Here is a 13,477-nt window from a genome sequence, read left to right as displayed (position 1 = left end):
CCGGTTGGTTCACGGCCGCTCAGGCGGCTGCGTCTTTCCGGGCGAAACGGCCATAGAAGCTTTGCCCCTTGTCTGCCATCTCGCGCAGGAGGGGCGGGCAGGCAAAGCGATCGCCGAATTGCTCGGCCAGCGCGTCGCACCGCTCGGCGGCATAGGCCGCGCCCAGCATGTCGAGCCAGCTGAACGGCCCGCCAGACCACGGCGCAAAGCCCCAGCCAAGGATCGCGCCGACATCGCCCTCGCGGATATCCTCGAGCACGCCATCCTCGAGCGCACGCACGGCCTCGAGCGATTGCACGAACAGCAGGCGGTGTTGGACGCTGGTCAGATCGGGCTGCTCTTCGGCCAGCGGATAGCGCGCGCCGAGACCCTCCCAAAGACCGGTTCGTTTGCCCTTGTCGTCATAGGCATAGAAGCCCGCGGCCGATTTCCGGCCCAGCCGCCCCTCGTCGGCAAGCCAGAACAGAACCTCGTCGACGGCCTCGTCGGGATAGGCGTCGCCCATCGCGGCCTTGGTCGCCTTGGCGATCTTGACGCCAAGGTCGATAGAGGTCTCATCAACCAGTTGCAGCGGCCCCAGCGGCATTCCCACCAGCTTGGCGGCATTCTCGATCAGCGCGGGGGCGACGCCCTCGGACACCATCCGGATGCCTTCGTTGAGATAGGGGATGATGCAGCGGTTGGCATAGAAGAACCGCGCATCGTTGACCACGATCGGCGTCTTGCGAATCTGGCGCACGAAATCGAGCGCCTTGGCTACCGCGCGATCCCCGGTTTGCCGGCCCTTGATGATCTCGACCAGCATCATCTTGTCGACGGGCGAGAAGAAGTGGATGCCGATGAACTGATCCGGGCGGCTCGACGCCTTGGCCAGATCGGTGATCGGCAGGGTCGAGGTGTTGGTCGCAAAGATGCAATCTTCACCGATCACGGCCTCGACGCGCTGCGTCATCCCGGCCTTGACCTTCGGGTCCTCGAAGACCGCCTCGACGATCAGGTCACACCCCCGGAGCGCCTCCAGATCGGTTGTCGCGGTGATCAGGCCAAGCACGGCCTCCTTCTTTTCGGGCGTGGCCTTCTTGCGGGCGATGCCCTTGTCCATATAGGCGGTCGTATAGGCCTTGCCCTTGTCGGCGGCCTCCTGCGTCTGGTCGATCAGGACGACTTCGATCCCGGCCAGCGCGGAGACAAGCGCGATCCCCGCGCCCATCATCCCGGCACCCAGAACGCCGACCTTGCCGACCTTCTGGTCGGGCGCCTCGGGGCGGTTCGCGCCCTTTTCCAGCGCCTCCTTCGAAACGAAGAGCGACCGGATCATGTTGGCCGACGACGGGTTCATCAGGACATTGGTGAACCAGCGGGCCTCGATCTTCAGAGCGGTGTCAAACGGCACCATCGCGCCTTCATAGGCAGCCGACAACAGCGCCTTGGCCGCCGGATAGACGCCCTTGGTCTTGCCGTTGACCATGGCCGAGGCCCCGACAAAGGTCATGAAGCCCGAGGTGTGATAGGGCGCGCCGCCGGGGAACTTGTAGCCCTTCTGATCCCACGGCTTGACGATATCGTTGTCCGTGGCCCCCAGCACCCATGCGCGCGCAGCATCGACCAGATCCTCTGCGGGCACGACCTCGTCGATCACGCCCGCGGCCTTGGCCCTGGCCGGGTCGTTCAGTTTGCCTTCCAGCAGCAGTTGCGAGGCGCCCATCAGGCCCAGCTTGCGGGTCAGCCGGGTGGTGCCGCCCGCGCCGGGGAAGATGCCCACTTTGATCTCGGGCAGGCCGATCTTGGCCTTGGGGTTGTCGGCCGCAAAGATGCGATGACACGACAGCGGGATCTCCAACCCGATCCCGAGGGCCGTGCCGGGCAGGGCGGCCGCAATCGGCTTGCCGCCCTTGAGCGTCTTGGGGTCCATGCCGGCGCGCTCGATCTTTCGCATGATGCGGTGCGCGTTCATGATCCCGTCGAAAAGGCCCTTGGCCGGATCGTCGCCCGCCATCTCCTTCATCTTGGCGATGACCTTGAGGTCCATGCCGCCCGCAAAGCTGCCGGGCTTGCCGCTGGTCAGGACGATGCCCTTGACGGCGTCATCGGCAAGTGCATCGTCGATCAGCGCGTCAAGTTCGTCCCACGCGTCGAGCGTCATGACGTTCATCGACTTGCCCTGCGTGTCCCAGGTAATGATCGCGGCGCCGTCGGCGCCTTTTTCCATCGTGAAATCAGCCATTTATTTCTTCCCTTCGGTGGGTCTGTGCGTCCGGCCGGAACCGGGCATGCCGCCGGTCAACGGCTTGTGTTGGTCATGAGGCGCGGTCACTGGGGCCTCAGGGATGACAGGATACCTGCCTGAGCGGCCGCGAATTCGGGGCTGATCATGTTGAGATCCTCGCAGGCGAGATCACTTTGAAGCCATATGAGTTTCCAGCCGACAGGGTAGTGCAGCAGCACAAGACGGTTGGCAAAGCGCCGGGGGGGACGGCCATCGGCGAATGTCCATTCGGTCAGGTTGGTTCCGGCGATCATGTCCGGCATGTTCGGCACAAAGGCCGCCTCGATGCACCATTCCCGTTCCGCGACCACGCCCTCGGCCTGAAGATTGAGCGCGTAGTCCTGCATCAGGAGTTCAAGTTCCTCACTCGTGGAAATCACGACTTCACGGTCGGCCATCACGACCTGAGAGGGGATCGCGATATACTCCAGGAATTGATTGAAATCACCCCTGAAGGCAGCCCGCGATGCAGCGTCGAGATGCTCCTGATAGATGCGTCTTGCGTCGAATTCCGACATTTCTCAGACCCGTTCCAGGATCGTGGCTGCACCCATGCCCGACGCGATGCAAAGCGTGGCGAGGCCCGTTTCACGATCCGACCGTTCCATCTCGTCCAGAAGCGTGCCGATGATGATGGCGCCCGTTGCGCCCAGCGGGTGGCCCATGGCGATCGCCCCGCCATTGACGTTGACCAGACCGGGATCGACCTCGAAACGCTGAAGGAACCGCATCACGACGCTGGCGAAGGCCTCGTTCACCTCGAACAGGTCGATGTCGCTGATCGACATGCCGCTGTCGGCGAGGATCTTTTCCGTAACCGGAACGGGGCCCGTCAGCATGATGGTCGGATCGGTGCCGATCTTGGCGGTGGCGCGGATGCGCGCGCGGGGCTTGAGGCCGCGGGCCTCGCCCCATTCCTTCGACGCGACGAGAACACCGGCCGCGCCATCGACGATGCCCGATGAGTTCCCGGCGTGGTGAATATGCTCGATCCGCTCGAGATGGGGGTATTTCATCAGAGCCACGGCGTCGAAGCCGGGCATCACCTCGCCCATTTCCTTGAAGGCGGGTTTCAGCGCGCCGAGGGATTGCATGTCGGTTTCGGGGCGCATGTATTCGTCGCGATCGAGAACCGGCAGGCCGTTCTGGTCGCACACGGTGACGATGGATTTGTCGAACCGCCGATCATCCCATGCGGCCTTTGCACGGCGCTGGCTTTCGACGGCCAGCGCGTCGGCTTCGTCGCGTGTGAAGCCGTATTCGGTCGCGATGATATCGGCCGAGATGCCCTGCGGCACGAAATAGGTCTCCATCGCGACGGATGGATCGGCGGCAATGGCCGCGCCGTCAGAGCCCATCTTCACGCGGCTCATCATCTCGACGCCGCCCGCGATATAGGCCTGACCCGCGCCGCCGCGGATCTGGTTTGCCGCGAGGTTCACGGCCTCCATGCCCGAGGCGCAGAAGCGGTTGATCGACAGGCCCGGGACACGCTGGTCGAAGTCGGAGGCCAGAACGGCGGTGCGCGCAAGGCAGCCGCCCTGTTCGCCCACCTGGGTCACGTTGCCCCAGATCACGTCCTCGACAGCATCGCCGTCGAGGTGGTTGCGCGTCTTGAGTGCGTTGAGCACCTGCGACGACAGCCGCACCGAGGTCATCTCGTGCAGGCTGCCATCGGCGCGGCCCTTGCCTCGCGGGGTGCGAACGGCGTCGTAGATATAGGCGTCTGTCATCTGTGCCTCCTCAGGCCCGGTCGGCAGGGTTGCCGGGCATCATGTCGTAGGGGTGTTTCCAGCCGGGGAGCGCGGAAATTCGGCCGAGCCAGCGGTCGATATTGGGGTAATCGGCGCGGTCGAAGGTGAAGGGCTCGTCGTAGAAAAGGTAGCCACAGCAAGCGAGATCGGCGAGGGTCACATCCGCGCCGGCGAGCCAGTCGCGCCCCTCCAGATGCGTCTCCATCACCTTGAGTGCGGAGGCGAGCCGCATGGCGAGATAGCCGTTCACATCGGCGTTGCGCTTGGCCTCGGGCAGGAAGTTCATGTTGAACCGCAGCGGGCCCGCGAGGCCCGAGACCTTGTGGTTGTCGAAAAACAGCCAGCGCAGAACCTCGCGCCGCTCGGCCGCGGAGCGTCCGCCCAGCTTCCCCGTCTTGGAACTGATGTAATCCTGGATAACGCCCGACTGGGTCAGCACGGTGTCGCCATCGACCATGACGGGCACTTCGCCCATGACATTGAGGGCGCGGAATTCAGGCGTCCGGGTCTCGCCGTTGAAGAAATCCACATGGACCGGCTCCCATTCCTCGCCGGCGAGGGTGAGCGTCAGCGCCGCCTTGTAGGCGTTGCCGCTTTCGCCGAAGCAATAGAGTTTGTACATCTTTTCTCCCGATCCGTTCATTTGGCAGGCCGCCGGGGGCTTCGCGCCCCCGGACCCCCGCGGAGTATTTTCACCAACACGAAGAACGCATTGTTAACCATCTTTGGTCGATCATCGGCCTTGCGGTACAGGCTGGAGAGCCGATGGCCGCCCGACGCGAAGACCCCGGCCCGTCCCTCCTCAGAGAATGTTCGGGTCGGGGCAGTGTCATCGTTTGCGATCTTCGAGTTCGGCGTTGAAGAGCCGCAGCCTGTGGCCGAAGGTATCCTCGTCGATCACGCTGTCGAAATTCTCGAACAGGAACGACAGGGCCTCTCCCTCGTCGAGCCCGGCCTCGGATGCGAAGCGGCGGAGCCGGCGGTAGCCGTCCTCTGTCATGGCGACGGGGAAGCGGCGGGTCAGGCGCAGGCGTTTGGGCATCTTGGGGGCCTTTCGTGGGCGACGGGGAACTGCAGTTTCGGCCTAGAAATGCGCGGCCTCAAGCGCCATCACGGGCTCGGCCCCGGAATTGATGCGCGCAAGATGCATCGACGTGGCCGGCAGCTGGCGTGCCATGTAGTAGCGCCCAGTCGCGATCTTGGCCTCGTAGAAATCGCGGTCGGTCGCGCCCGCGTCAAGCGCCGCGTGGGCCGCCTTTGCCATGCGCGCCCACATCAGGCCGAGGCAGACATGACCCATCATGTGCATGAAGTCCGTGGACCCCGCGAGCGCGTTGTTGGGGTTCTTGGTGCCTTCGGCCATGAAATACATGCCCGCCGCCTGCAGATCCTTGGAGGCGGATTTCAGGGGGTCGAGGAAGCCTGCCTTGAGCCGTTCGTCGCCCTCGTTCTCCTTGATGAAGGATTTGACGAGGTCGAAGAGGGCCATGATGTGTCGGCCCCCGTCGGCGGCGAGCTTGCGACCGACAAGGTCGAGCGCCTGAATACCGTTGGCGCCTTCGTAGATCATCGCGATCCGCGCGTCGCGGGCGAACTGCGACATGCCCCATTCCTCGATGTAGCCATGCCCGCCATAGACCTGCTGAGCGGCGATGGTGCTGTCGAAGCCCTTGTCGGTCAGGAAGCCCTTGATTACCGGGGTCAGGAGCGAGGCGAGGCCATCGGCATCGCTGTCGTTCAGGCGATGGGCGCGGTCGATCAGATGCGCGCCCCAGAGCGTCAGTGCGCGGCCGCCCTCGACGAAGCTTTTCTGGTCCATCAGGCTGCGCCGGATATCGGGATGCACGATGATCGGGTCGGCGGCCCGGTCGGGATATTGCGCGCCGGTCACATCGCGGCCCTGAAGGCGGTCATTGGCATAGGCTACCGCGTTCTGGTAGGCGACATCGGCCTGGGCAAAGCCCTGCAGACCAACGGCCAGACGCGCCTCGTTCATCATGGTGAACATCGCGCGCATGCCCTTGTGCTCTTCGCCAAGAAGATAGCCTGTCGCATTGTCGTAGTTCATGACGCAGGTGGCGTTGCCATGCAGGCCCATCTTCTCCTCGATGGAGCCGACCGAGACGCCGTTCCGGGCGCCGAGGCTGCCGTCGTCATTCACCATGAATTTCGGCACGATGAAAAGCGATACGCCCTTGATGCCCTCGGGCCCGCCGGGGATCCTGGCCAGCACGAGATGGATTATGTTGTCCGACAGGTCCTGTTCGCCGCCGGAGATGAAGATCTTCTGACCGCTGACACGGTAGGTGCCGTCGCCCTGCGGTTCGGCCTTTGTGCGCATCAGCGCGAGGTCCGTGCCGCAATGCGGCTCCGTCAGGTTCATCGTGCCGGTCCATTCGCCGGTGATCATCTTGGGCAGGAAGGTGGCTTTCTGGGCCTTGGTCGCATGAACATTGATCGCGGACACGGCGCCGTGGGTGAGGCCGTTATAGACCTGAAACGCCATGTTGGCCGCGCTGAAATACTCGCCCACCGCGGTGTGCAGAACGTAGGGAATGCCCTGTCCGCCATATTCGGGATCGCAGTCCAGACCCGGCCAGCCACCCTCGCAGACCCTGGCATAGGCGTCCTTGAAGCCGGGCGGCGTGCGCACGACCCCATTCTCGAGGGTGCAGCCGACCTTGTCGCCCACCGCGTTCAGCGGTTGCAGGACCTCGGACGCGATCTTGCCGGCCTCTTCCAGAACGGCGGCGCTGAAATCGCGGTCCAACTCGTCGTAGCCGGGGATGTCCTGCTCGGACACACCAAGCATGTCGTGCAGGATGAACTGGGTGTCCTTGGTGGGGGCGGTGTAGCTGGGCATGGCGGGCTCCCTTTCCTCGTGATGGCAGGCGGCCCGGTCAGGCCGCGGTTTCGTTCCTCTTGCGACGGGCGAGTTCTTTCGCGCCCCAGTCGATCTGGTTCTTCAATTCGCCGATTGCCTCGTCGAGTTCGGCGCGCTGGGCCTCCATCTCGGCGAGGTGGCGCAGAGCAAGGTCATAGGTCTTGGACAGCTGGGTCACCTGGCTGTCGTCCATGTGATACAGGTCCAGAAGTTCGCGGATTTCCTCGAGAGTGAATCCGAACCGCTTGCCGCGCAGGATCAGCTTGAGCCGGGCGCGATCACGTTTCGTGAACAACCTCTTGTTGCCTTCACGGATCGGGAACAGCAGTTCCTTGGCCTCGTAAAACCGCAGAGTCCGGGGCGTCACGTCGAAACTGTCGCACATCTCGCGGATCGTCATGGTGTCGTCTTTGGTCATGGTTCGTGTCTCTGACAGCTGATGCGATGAGACAGAGGTGAGGATTTGATCGCCATCCTACAAGGAAAGATGACGTTAACGTAATGTAACGCCGCGTCAGAATGCGCTTGACGAAAGGTCAGGCACGCCAGAGGCCCGAATTCCGAAACATTCGTATAGCTTGTGACGGCCTGAAACGGGCGTCCGCCAGGTTGGGACGCAGGGGGCTGGGATCGGAACCGGCGGCTTGATTCGTCTAGGTCTGTCCGATCGAGCGGGCCGTGCTGTCGCGCAGCGATGTCAGAGCGTCGATGGTTTCCTCGAGCTGTGCCTTCTGCTCGTTCAGCTCTTCAAGCTTGCCATTGGCAAGTTCGACCCAGGTTCGCATCTGCGCCTCGGTGCCTTCCTTGTCATAGATCAGGAGCCACTGGCGGATTTCCTCGAGCGAGAACCCGAACCGACGCCCCCGCAGGATCAGGGTCATCCGGGCAATCTCCCGGGTGCCATAGAACCGTGACCGCCCCTCGCGTTCCGGGAACAGCAGTTCGATATACTCGTAATACCTCAAGGTGCGCGGCGTCACATCGAACTTGGCGCACATCTCCTTGAAACTCAGGCGGGGTTCTGACATCGGCATGATCCTCCGATCCGATCCTAGAACCGGGGGCCGGGGCGGGCAACATCTTCGGGCGACGGGGCCGGCATTGCCCCTTGTCGCCGGGCGCGTGGCGCGACAGAAACGAACCGGATGACAGGAGGTGCCGAGATGGTCGACGGACGGCAGCGCGACAACGCGGAATTTGCCCGCGCCTTCATCGCGGCATTGCCGCATTCGGTGGCGCTGGGGATGCAGGTGATCGATGTGTCGCCGGGGCAGGCGGTGCTCGAGATGCCGTATGACGCCCGGTTCGTCGGCGACCCGGACGCCGGGATCATCCATGGGGGCGCGGTGTCGGCCCTGATGGATACCTGCGGCGGGATCGCGGTCGTCAGCCGTGATGCGGAGGTTCTGGGAACGGCGACGCTGGATCTGCGGATCGATTACATGCGGCCTGCGACACCGGGGCAGGCGATCCGGGCCGAAGCCGAATGCTATCACATCACCCGAAGCGTGGCCTTTGTGCGGGCCGTGGCGCTGGATGACGACCGTGACAGGCCGGTGGCCACGGCAACCGGCGCCTTCACGGTCGAGCGTGCATCATGAGCACGCCGCCCCGCACCCGCCCCGAACCCGTTCAGGTGATCAAGCAGCGCCGGGATGCCGCCCTGGCCAAGCTTGTCTCGACGGTGCCCTACATCGGCTTTCTCGGCATCACGTTCGACCGCCGGGGCGACGAGCTGACGGCGATCCTGCCCTATGACGACAAGCTGGTGGGCAACCCCGTGCTGCCGGCGCTGCACGGCGGCGCGATCGCGGCCTTTCTCGAGACGACGGCGATCGTGGAACTGAGCTGGGCCATCGCGTGGGACGAGATAGAGCAGGGCGGCGGGACGAAACCTGTGCCCACGGGCAAACCGAAATGGCCCAAGACCATTGATTTCACGGTCGACTACCTTCGCTCGGGCCTGCCGCGCGACGCCTATGCGCGCGCCAGGGTGAACCGGTCGGGCCGTCGCTATGCCTCGGTGCATGTGGAGGCGTGGCAGGACAATCGCGCGCGGCTTTTCGCACAGGCCACCGGGCATTTCCTGATGCCCGGCACCTGACATGACCGAGGCCGTTCCGGGGCGCGATCTGCCCGGGCATCGCCGGGTTCTTGCCATCGCGCTGCCCATCGTCCTGTCGAACGCGACCGTCCCGATTCTGGGCGCGGTCGATACCGGCGTGGTGGGCCAGCTGGGCGAGGCCGCGCCGATCGGCGCGGTGGGGATCGGCGCGATCATCCTGACCGCGTTCTACTGGCTTTTCGGATTCCTGCGGATGGGCACGACCGGCCTGACGAGCCAGGCTCATGGCGCGGGAGACGGGGCGGAGGTCGCGGCCCTTCTGTCGCGTGCGCTGATCGTGGCGGGGGTGGCGGGGCTGGGCCTGATCCTGTTGCAGGGTCCGCTTTTCGGGCTGGGCTTTCTCGTTTCGCCCGCCAGCGACGAGGTCGAGGAGATGGCCCGCGCCTACATGGGCATCCGGATCTGGTCCGCGCCCGCGGCGATCGCGATCTACGGGATCACCGGCTGGCTGATCGCGCAGGAACGGACGCGCGCGGTTCTGGTGATCCAGGTCTGGATGAACGGGCTGAACGTGCTTCTGGACCTGTGGTTCGTTCTGGGGCTGGGTTGGGGTGTCGAGGGTGTGGCAATCGCCACCTTCCTTGCCGAATGGTCGGGCGCCGCGCTGGGCCTGTGGTTTTGCCGCGCTGCCTTCGCCGGGCCGTATTGGCGCGACGCGGCGCGGGTCTTTGATGCGGTCCGGATCAGGCGCATGATCTCGGTCAACACCGATATCCTGATCCGGTCGGTTCTGCTGCAGGCGATCTTCGTTAGCTTCCTGTTCTGGGGGGCGGGGATCGGCGATGTGACGCTTGCGGCCAATCAGGTGCTGCTGCAATTCCTGCATATCACGGCCTATGGGCTCGACGGGTTCGCCTTTGCCGCGGAGGCCATCGTGGGGCAGGCCGTGGGCGCCCGGGCGCTGGCGGTGCTGAGGCGCGGTGCATGGCTGGCCTCGCTCTGGGCCTTCGCCATCTGCCTTGGTCTTGCGCTGACCTTTGCGCTGGCCGGGGGTGCGATCATCGACCTGATGACGACCGCGCCCGAGGTGCGTCTGGCGGCCAAGGACGATCTGGTCTGGATGGTGCTGGCGCCGGTGGTGGGCCTCGCCCCGTGGATGCTCGACGGGATCTTCATCGGCGCGACCCGGACCCGCGACATGCGCAACATGATGGCCCTGTCGGCGGCCGGCTATTTTGCCGCCGCGCCGCTGCTGGTGGCATGGCTGGGCAATGACGGCCTGTGGGTCGCGCTGTTGCTGAGCTTCGCGCTGCGCGGCATCACGCTTGGCCTGCGCTATCCGTCACTGGAACGCGAGGTGGCGGCCGGATAGGCCCTGCCACCGCGCTGCCCCTGATCAGAGCCAGTCGCCCCTGCCCGTGCCGACGGCATCGGCCACCGTGCCGAACCCGTCGCGGGCCAGCAACTCATCGAGGCCCCGGATGATCTCGCCCGCAAGGCTGATCCCACCATAGACCAGCGCGCTGTAAAGCTGGACCACGCTGGCCCCGGCCCGGATCTTGGCATAGGCGTCTTCGGCGGATGAGATACCGCCCACGCCGATCAGCGGCAGATCGGTAAGGGTCGAAAGTTGCGCCAGAACCCGGGTGGATTTTTCGAACAACGGCACGCCCGAAAGCCCGCCTTGCTGATCGCGATGTGCACTTTTCAAACCATCGCGCGATAGCGTGGTATTCGTGGCGATGATTGCATCGATGCCCGATGCGGTCGCCACCTCGGCCACCTGCGCGATCTCGTCGCTGTCCAGCTCGGGCGCGATCTTGAGGAAGATGGCCTTGGGTTCAGGAAGGGCCGCATTGGCCTCCATCACGCCGGCAAGCAACGACCGGAGCGCGGCGGCGCCCTGAAGATCGCGCAGCTTCTCGGTATTGGGGGAGGAGACGTTGACGGTCGCGAAGTCGAGGTGAGGCCCGCAATGCGACAACAGCGTTGCGTAGTCGCGGCTTCGGTCATCGCTGTCCTTGTTGGCGCCGAGATTGAGGCCCAGGATCGCGCCCTTCGGTCGTCGGGCCAGCCGCTGGCCGATGGCCTCCATCCCCTCGTTGTTCAGCCCGAACCTGTTGATGACGGCCCGATCCTCGGTCAGCCGGAAGAGACGAGGCCGGGGGTTGCCCGGCTGTGGGCGCGGCGTCGCGCCACCCACCTCAAGAAAGCCGAATTCGGTGCGCGCTAGCGCATCGAGGGCCACCGCGTTCTTGTCGAACCCGGCCGCGAGCCCCACTGGGTTGGGCAGGTCCAGACCGGCAAGCCGGGTCGCAAGGCGGGGTGTCGTCACCGGCCCGCCGCGCGGCCCCAGCCCCGCATTCAGCGCGCGCAGAGCAATGCCATGGGCCGTTTCCGGGTCCATCCGACGCAGGACAGTCATGCCCAGCTGTTCCAGAACGCTCATGCCAGATCCGGAAAGCGATGACCGTCAGGGCCGGACGCCAGCACCTCGTGCCAGGCGACATCCGTCATCCGCATCTCGCGATAAAGATGGGGGAACAGATCGCCACCGCGTGACGGCTCCCAGACAAGGTCGGGGCCGAGCGCATCGGCCTCCACCGCCACGAGGACAACGCCCTCGACATCGGCGAAATAGCGGCGGGCGGTTTCGGCCACCTGACTGGCGGTCGAGAAATGGACATAGCCGTCGGCGATATCGATAGGCGCGCCGGGCGTGGCGCCGTCGCGCACGAGAATGTCCCATTCGGCGGGGCGGAAGAGTTTGTAGATCAGCATGTTCGCCTCATGACCTGTGCCTGCAAATCGGTCAAGGTCATGTGCATGTCACAAATTGCCGCCAAGGCACGCGCCGAGGGCTTTGACAGATCGGCCTTTCCGGCCCAAGCTTGGCCCAGTCAATGATCCAACGGGGGATGACCATATGTTTGCCAGACTTTTCACGACGTCCTGCGCCCTTGCGCTTTGCGCGGGCGCGGCGTCGGCCGAGTATTCGCTCACGATTCTTCATACCAACGATTTTCACGCGCGCTTTGAGCCGATCAGCCGATTCGACTCGGGCTGCTCGGACGAGGACAACGCTGCAGGCGAATGCTTTGGCGGTTCGGCACGTCTTGTCACCGCGATCGCCGATGCGCGCGCGCGTCACGAGAATTCGATCCTTGTCGATGGCGGTGACCAGTTTCAGGGCACGCTGTTCTATACCTACTACAAGGGCGCGATGGCTGCCGAATTCATGAACCTCATGGGCTATGACGGCATGACCGTGGGCAACCACGAATTCGACGATGGCCCCGAGGTGCTGCGCGGCTTTGTCGATACGGTCGATTTCCCCGTGCTGATGTCGAACGCCGACATCTCCGGAGAAGAGCTTCTGTCCGATGCCATCATGCCCTCGACCGTGATCGAGGTCGGCGGCGAGCGGATCGGCATGATCGGCCTGACGCCCGAAAACACCGACGAACTGGCAAGCCCGGGCCCCAACGTGACCTTCACCGACCCGGTCGCGGCCGTGCAGGCGCAGGTCGACGCGCTGACGGCAGACGGTGTGAACAAGATCATTGTCCTGAGCCATTCGGGCATGGGCGTCGACATGGCTGTGGCCGAGGCCGTGGAGGGCGTCGACGTGATCGTCGGTGGCCACGACAACACCTACCTGTCCAACGTCGACGAGGATGCAGAAGGGCCCTACCCGATCATGGTCGGCGATACGGCGATCGTGCAGGCCTATGCCTACGGCAAATTCCTGGGCGAGTTGATGGTGACCTTCGACGATGACGGCGTGATCACCGAAGCAATGGGCGAGCCGATCATCATGGACGCCTCCGTGACCGAGGATGCCGCCGCCGTGGCGCGCATCGACGAGCTGGCGGCGCCTCTCGACGAGATCCGCAACGAGGTCGTGGCCGAGGCGGTCGACATGATCGTGGGCGACCGCGGTGTCTGCCGCGCCGAAGAATGTTCGGGAGGCAACCTGATTGCCGACGCCATGCTCGAGCGGGTGGCCGATCAGGGCATCCAGATCGGCTTCATGAACTCTGGCGGTATTCGCGCCAATATCGAGGCGGGCGAGATCACCAAGGGCGAGGTTCTGACGGTTCTTCCGTTCCAGAACACCCTGTCGACGTTCTTCGTGTCCGGGCAGGTGATGCTGGACGCGCTCGAGAACGGGGCAAGCCAGCACGAAGACGGATCGGGCCGGTTCCCGCAGGTGGCGGGCATGTCCTATACGGTCGACCTGACCCAGGAGCCCGGCAGCCGGATCTCCGACGTCATGGTGGCCGGTGCACCGATCGATCCCGCCGCGACCTATGGCGTCGTGTCGAACAACTTCGTCCGCAATGGCGGGGACGGCTACTCGATGTTTCTCGATGCCGAGAACGCCTATGATTTCGGACCTGACCTGGCCGACGTCGTGATCGAATACCTGCAGGAGCAGGGCCCCTACCAGCCCTACACCGATGGCCGGATCACGATGATCACCGAATAGGCGCCTCTTCCGGATG

At 64.5% G+C, this 13,477-nt stretch carries 14 protein-coding genes; 4 read left to right on the top strand and 10 right to left on the bottom strand.

All coding sequences use genetic code 11. The features are described 5' to 3' along the window. Nucleotides 1–19: 19 nt before the first annotated feature. From EP376_RS06995 to EP376_RS06960, 8 genes are all read right to left on the bottom strand, one after another. Nucleotides 20–2,224, bottom strand: a complete 2,205-nt coding sequence (locus EP376_RS06995; protein ID WP_127654858.1) for a 3-hydroxyacyl-CoA dehydrogenase NAD-binding domain-containing protein — start codon at nucleotides 2,222–2,224, stop codon at nucleotides 20–22. 86 nt (nucleotides 2,225–2,310) lie between these two features. Next, nucleotides 2,311–2,784, bottom strand: coding sequence for a hypothetical protein (locus tag EP376_RS06990; RefSeq protein ID WP_127654857.1), 474 nt, complete (start codon nucleotides 2,782–2,784; stop codon nucleotides 2,311–2,313). 3 nt (nucleotides 2,785–2,787) lie between these two features. Beyond that, entirely contained in the window at nucleotides 2,788–3,999 is a 1,212-nt protein-coding gene (locus EP376_RS06985) for an acetyl-CoA C-acetyltransferase (protein WP_127654856.1), read from the bottom strand. A 10-nt stretch (nucleotides 4,000–4,009) separates the two neighbouring features. Continuing rightward, nucleotides 4,010–4,642, bottom strand: a complete 633-nt coding sequence (locus EP376_RS06980) for a glutathione S-transferase family protein (RefSeq protein WP_127654855.1) — start codon at nucleotides 4,640–4,642, stop codon at nucleotides 4,010–4,012. 207 nt (nucleotides 4,643–4,849) lie between these two features. Continuing rightward, nucleotides 4,850–5,062 carry a hypothetical protein gene (locus EP376_RS06975; protein ID WP_127654854.1) on the bottom strand — a complete coding sequence of 71 codons (213 nt, stop codon included), beginning with the start codon at nucleotides 5,060–5,062 and terminating at the stop codon, nucleotides 4,850–4,852. Nucleotides 5,063–5,104: 42 nt separating this feature from the next. Continuing rightward, nucleotides 5,105–6,883 (bottom strand): acyl-CoA dehydrogenase, encoded by a 1,779-nt coding sequence (locus EP376_RS06970; protein WP_127654853.1) that lies wholly within the window; start codon nucleotides 6,881–6,883, stop codon nucleotides 5,105–5,107. A gap of 37 nt (nucleotides 6,884–6,920) precedes the next feature. Beyond that, nucleotides 6,921–7,322, bottom strand: a complete 402-nt coding sequence (locus EP376_RS06965) for a MerR family transcriptional regulator (protein ID WP_127654852.1) — start codon at nucleotides 7,320–7,322, stop codon at nucleotides 6,921–6,923. Between the two features lie 235 nt (nucleotides 7,323–7,557). Then, the gene (locus EP376_RS06960; protein WP_127654851.1) at nucleotides 7,558–7,932 is read right to left on the bottom strand and encodes a MerR family transcriptional regulator; all 375 of its coding nucleotides are present in this window, start codon (nucleotides 7,930–7,932) and stop codon (nucleotides 7,558–7,560) included. A 135-nt stretch (nucleotides 7,933–8,067) separates the two neighbouring features. Between EP376_RS06960 and EP376_RS06955 the strand changes: the two genes are divergently transcribed. From EP376_RS06955 to EP376_RS06945, 3 genes are read left to right on the top strand one after another with little or no spacing between them, the layout of a single operon-like run. After that, nucleotides 8,068–8,505 (top strand): PaaI family thioesterase, encoded by a 438-nt coding sequence (locus EP376_RS06955; protein WP_127654850.1) that lies wholly within the window; start codon nucleotides 8,068–8,070, stop codon nucleotides 8,503–8,505. Beyond that, entirely contained in the window at nucleotides 8,502–9,008 is a 507-nt protein-coding gene (locus EP376_RS06950; protein ID WP_127654849.1) for a PaaI family thioesterase, read from the top strand. The genes EP376_RS06955 and EP376_RS06950 overlap by 4 nt, the downstream gene beginning before the upstream one ends. Before the next feature lies 1 nt (nucleotide 9,009). Next, a complete protein-coding gene (locus EP376_RS06945) occupies nucleotides 9,010–10,341 on the top strand; it encodes an MATE family efflux transporter (RefSeq protein WP_127654848.1) in 1,332 nt (443 codons plus the stop codon). A gap of 24 nt (nucleotides 10,342–10,365) precedes the next feature. Here the strand turns inward: EP376_RS06945 and EP376_RS06940 are convergent, their stop codons facing one another. Together EP376_RS06940 and EP376_RS06935 are read right to left on the bottom strand one after the other, a co-directional pair. Further along, nucleotides 10,366–11,418, bottom strand: a complete 1,053-nt coding sequence (locus tag EP376_RS06940; protein ID WP_127654847.1) for a quinone-dependent dihydroorotate dehydrogenase — start codon at nucleotides 11,416–11,418, stop codon at nucleotides 10,366–10,368. Continuing rightward, nucleotides 11,415–11,750, bottom strand: coding sequence for a DUF952 domain-containing protein (locus tag EP376_RS06935; RefSeq protein ID WP_127654846.1), 336 nt, complete (start codon nucleotides 11,748–11,750; stop codon nucleotides 11,415–11,417). The genes EP376_RS06940 and EP376_RS06935 overlap by 4 nt, the downstream gene beginning before the upstream one ends. Nucleotides 11,751–11,895: 145 nt before the next feature. Here EP376_RS06935 and EP376_RS06930 point away from each other — a divergent pair, with 145 nt between their 5' ends. After that, on the top strand, nucleotides 11,896–13,461 hold the full coding sequence (locus EP376_RS06930) for a bifunctional metallophosphatase/5'-nucleotidase (protein WP_127654845.1): 1,566 nt from the start codon (nucleotides 11,896–11,898) through the stop codon (nucleotides 13,459–13,461). Nucleotides 13,462–13,477 lie beyond the last annotated feature (16 nt).

The sequence above is a fragment of the Alexandriicola marinus genome (assembly GCF_004000435.1).
In the GTDB taxonomy this organism is placed as follows: domain Bacteria; phylum Pseudomonadota; class Alphaproteobacteria; order Rhodobacterales; family Rhodobacteraceae; genus Alexandriicola; species Alexandriicola marinus.
This window is presented reverse-complemented; position numbering and strand designations above follow the sequence as displayed.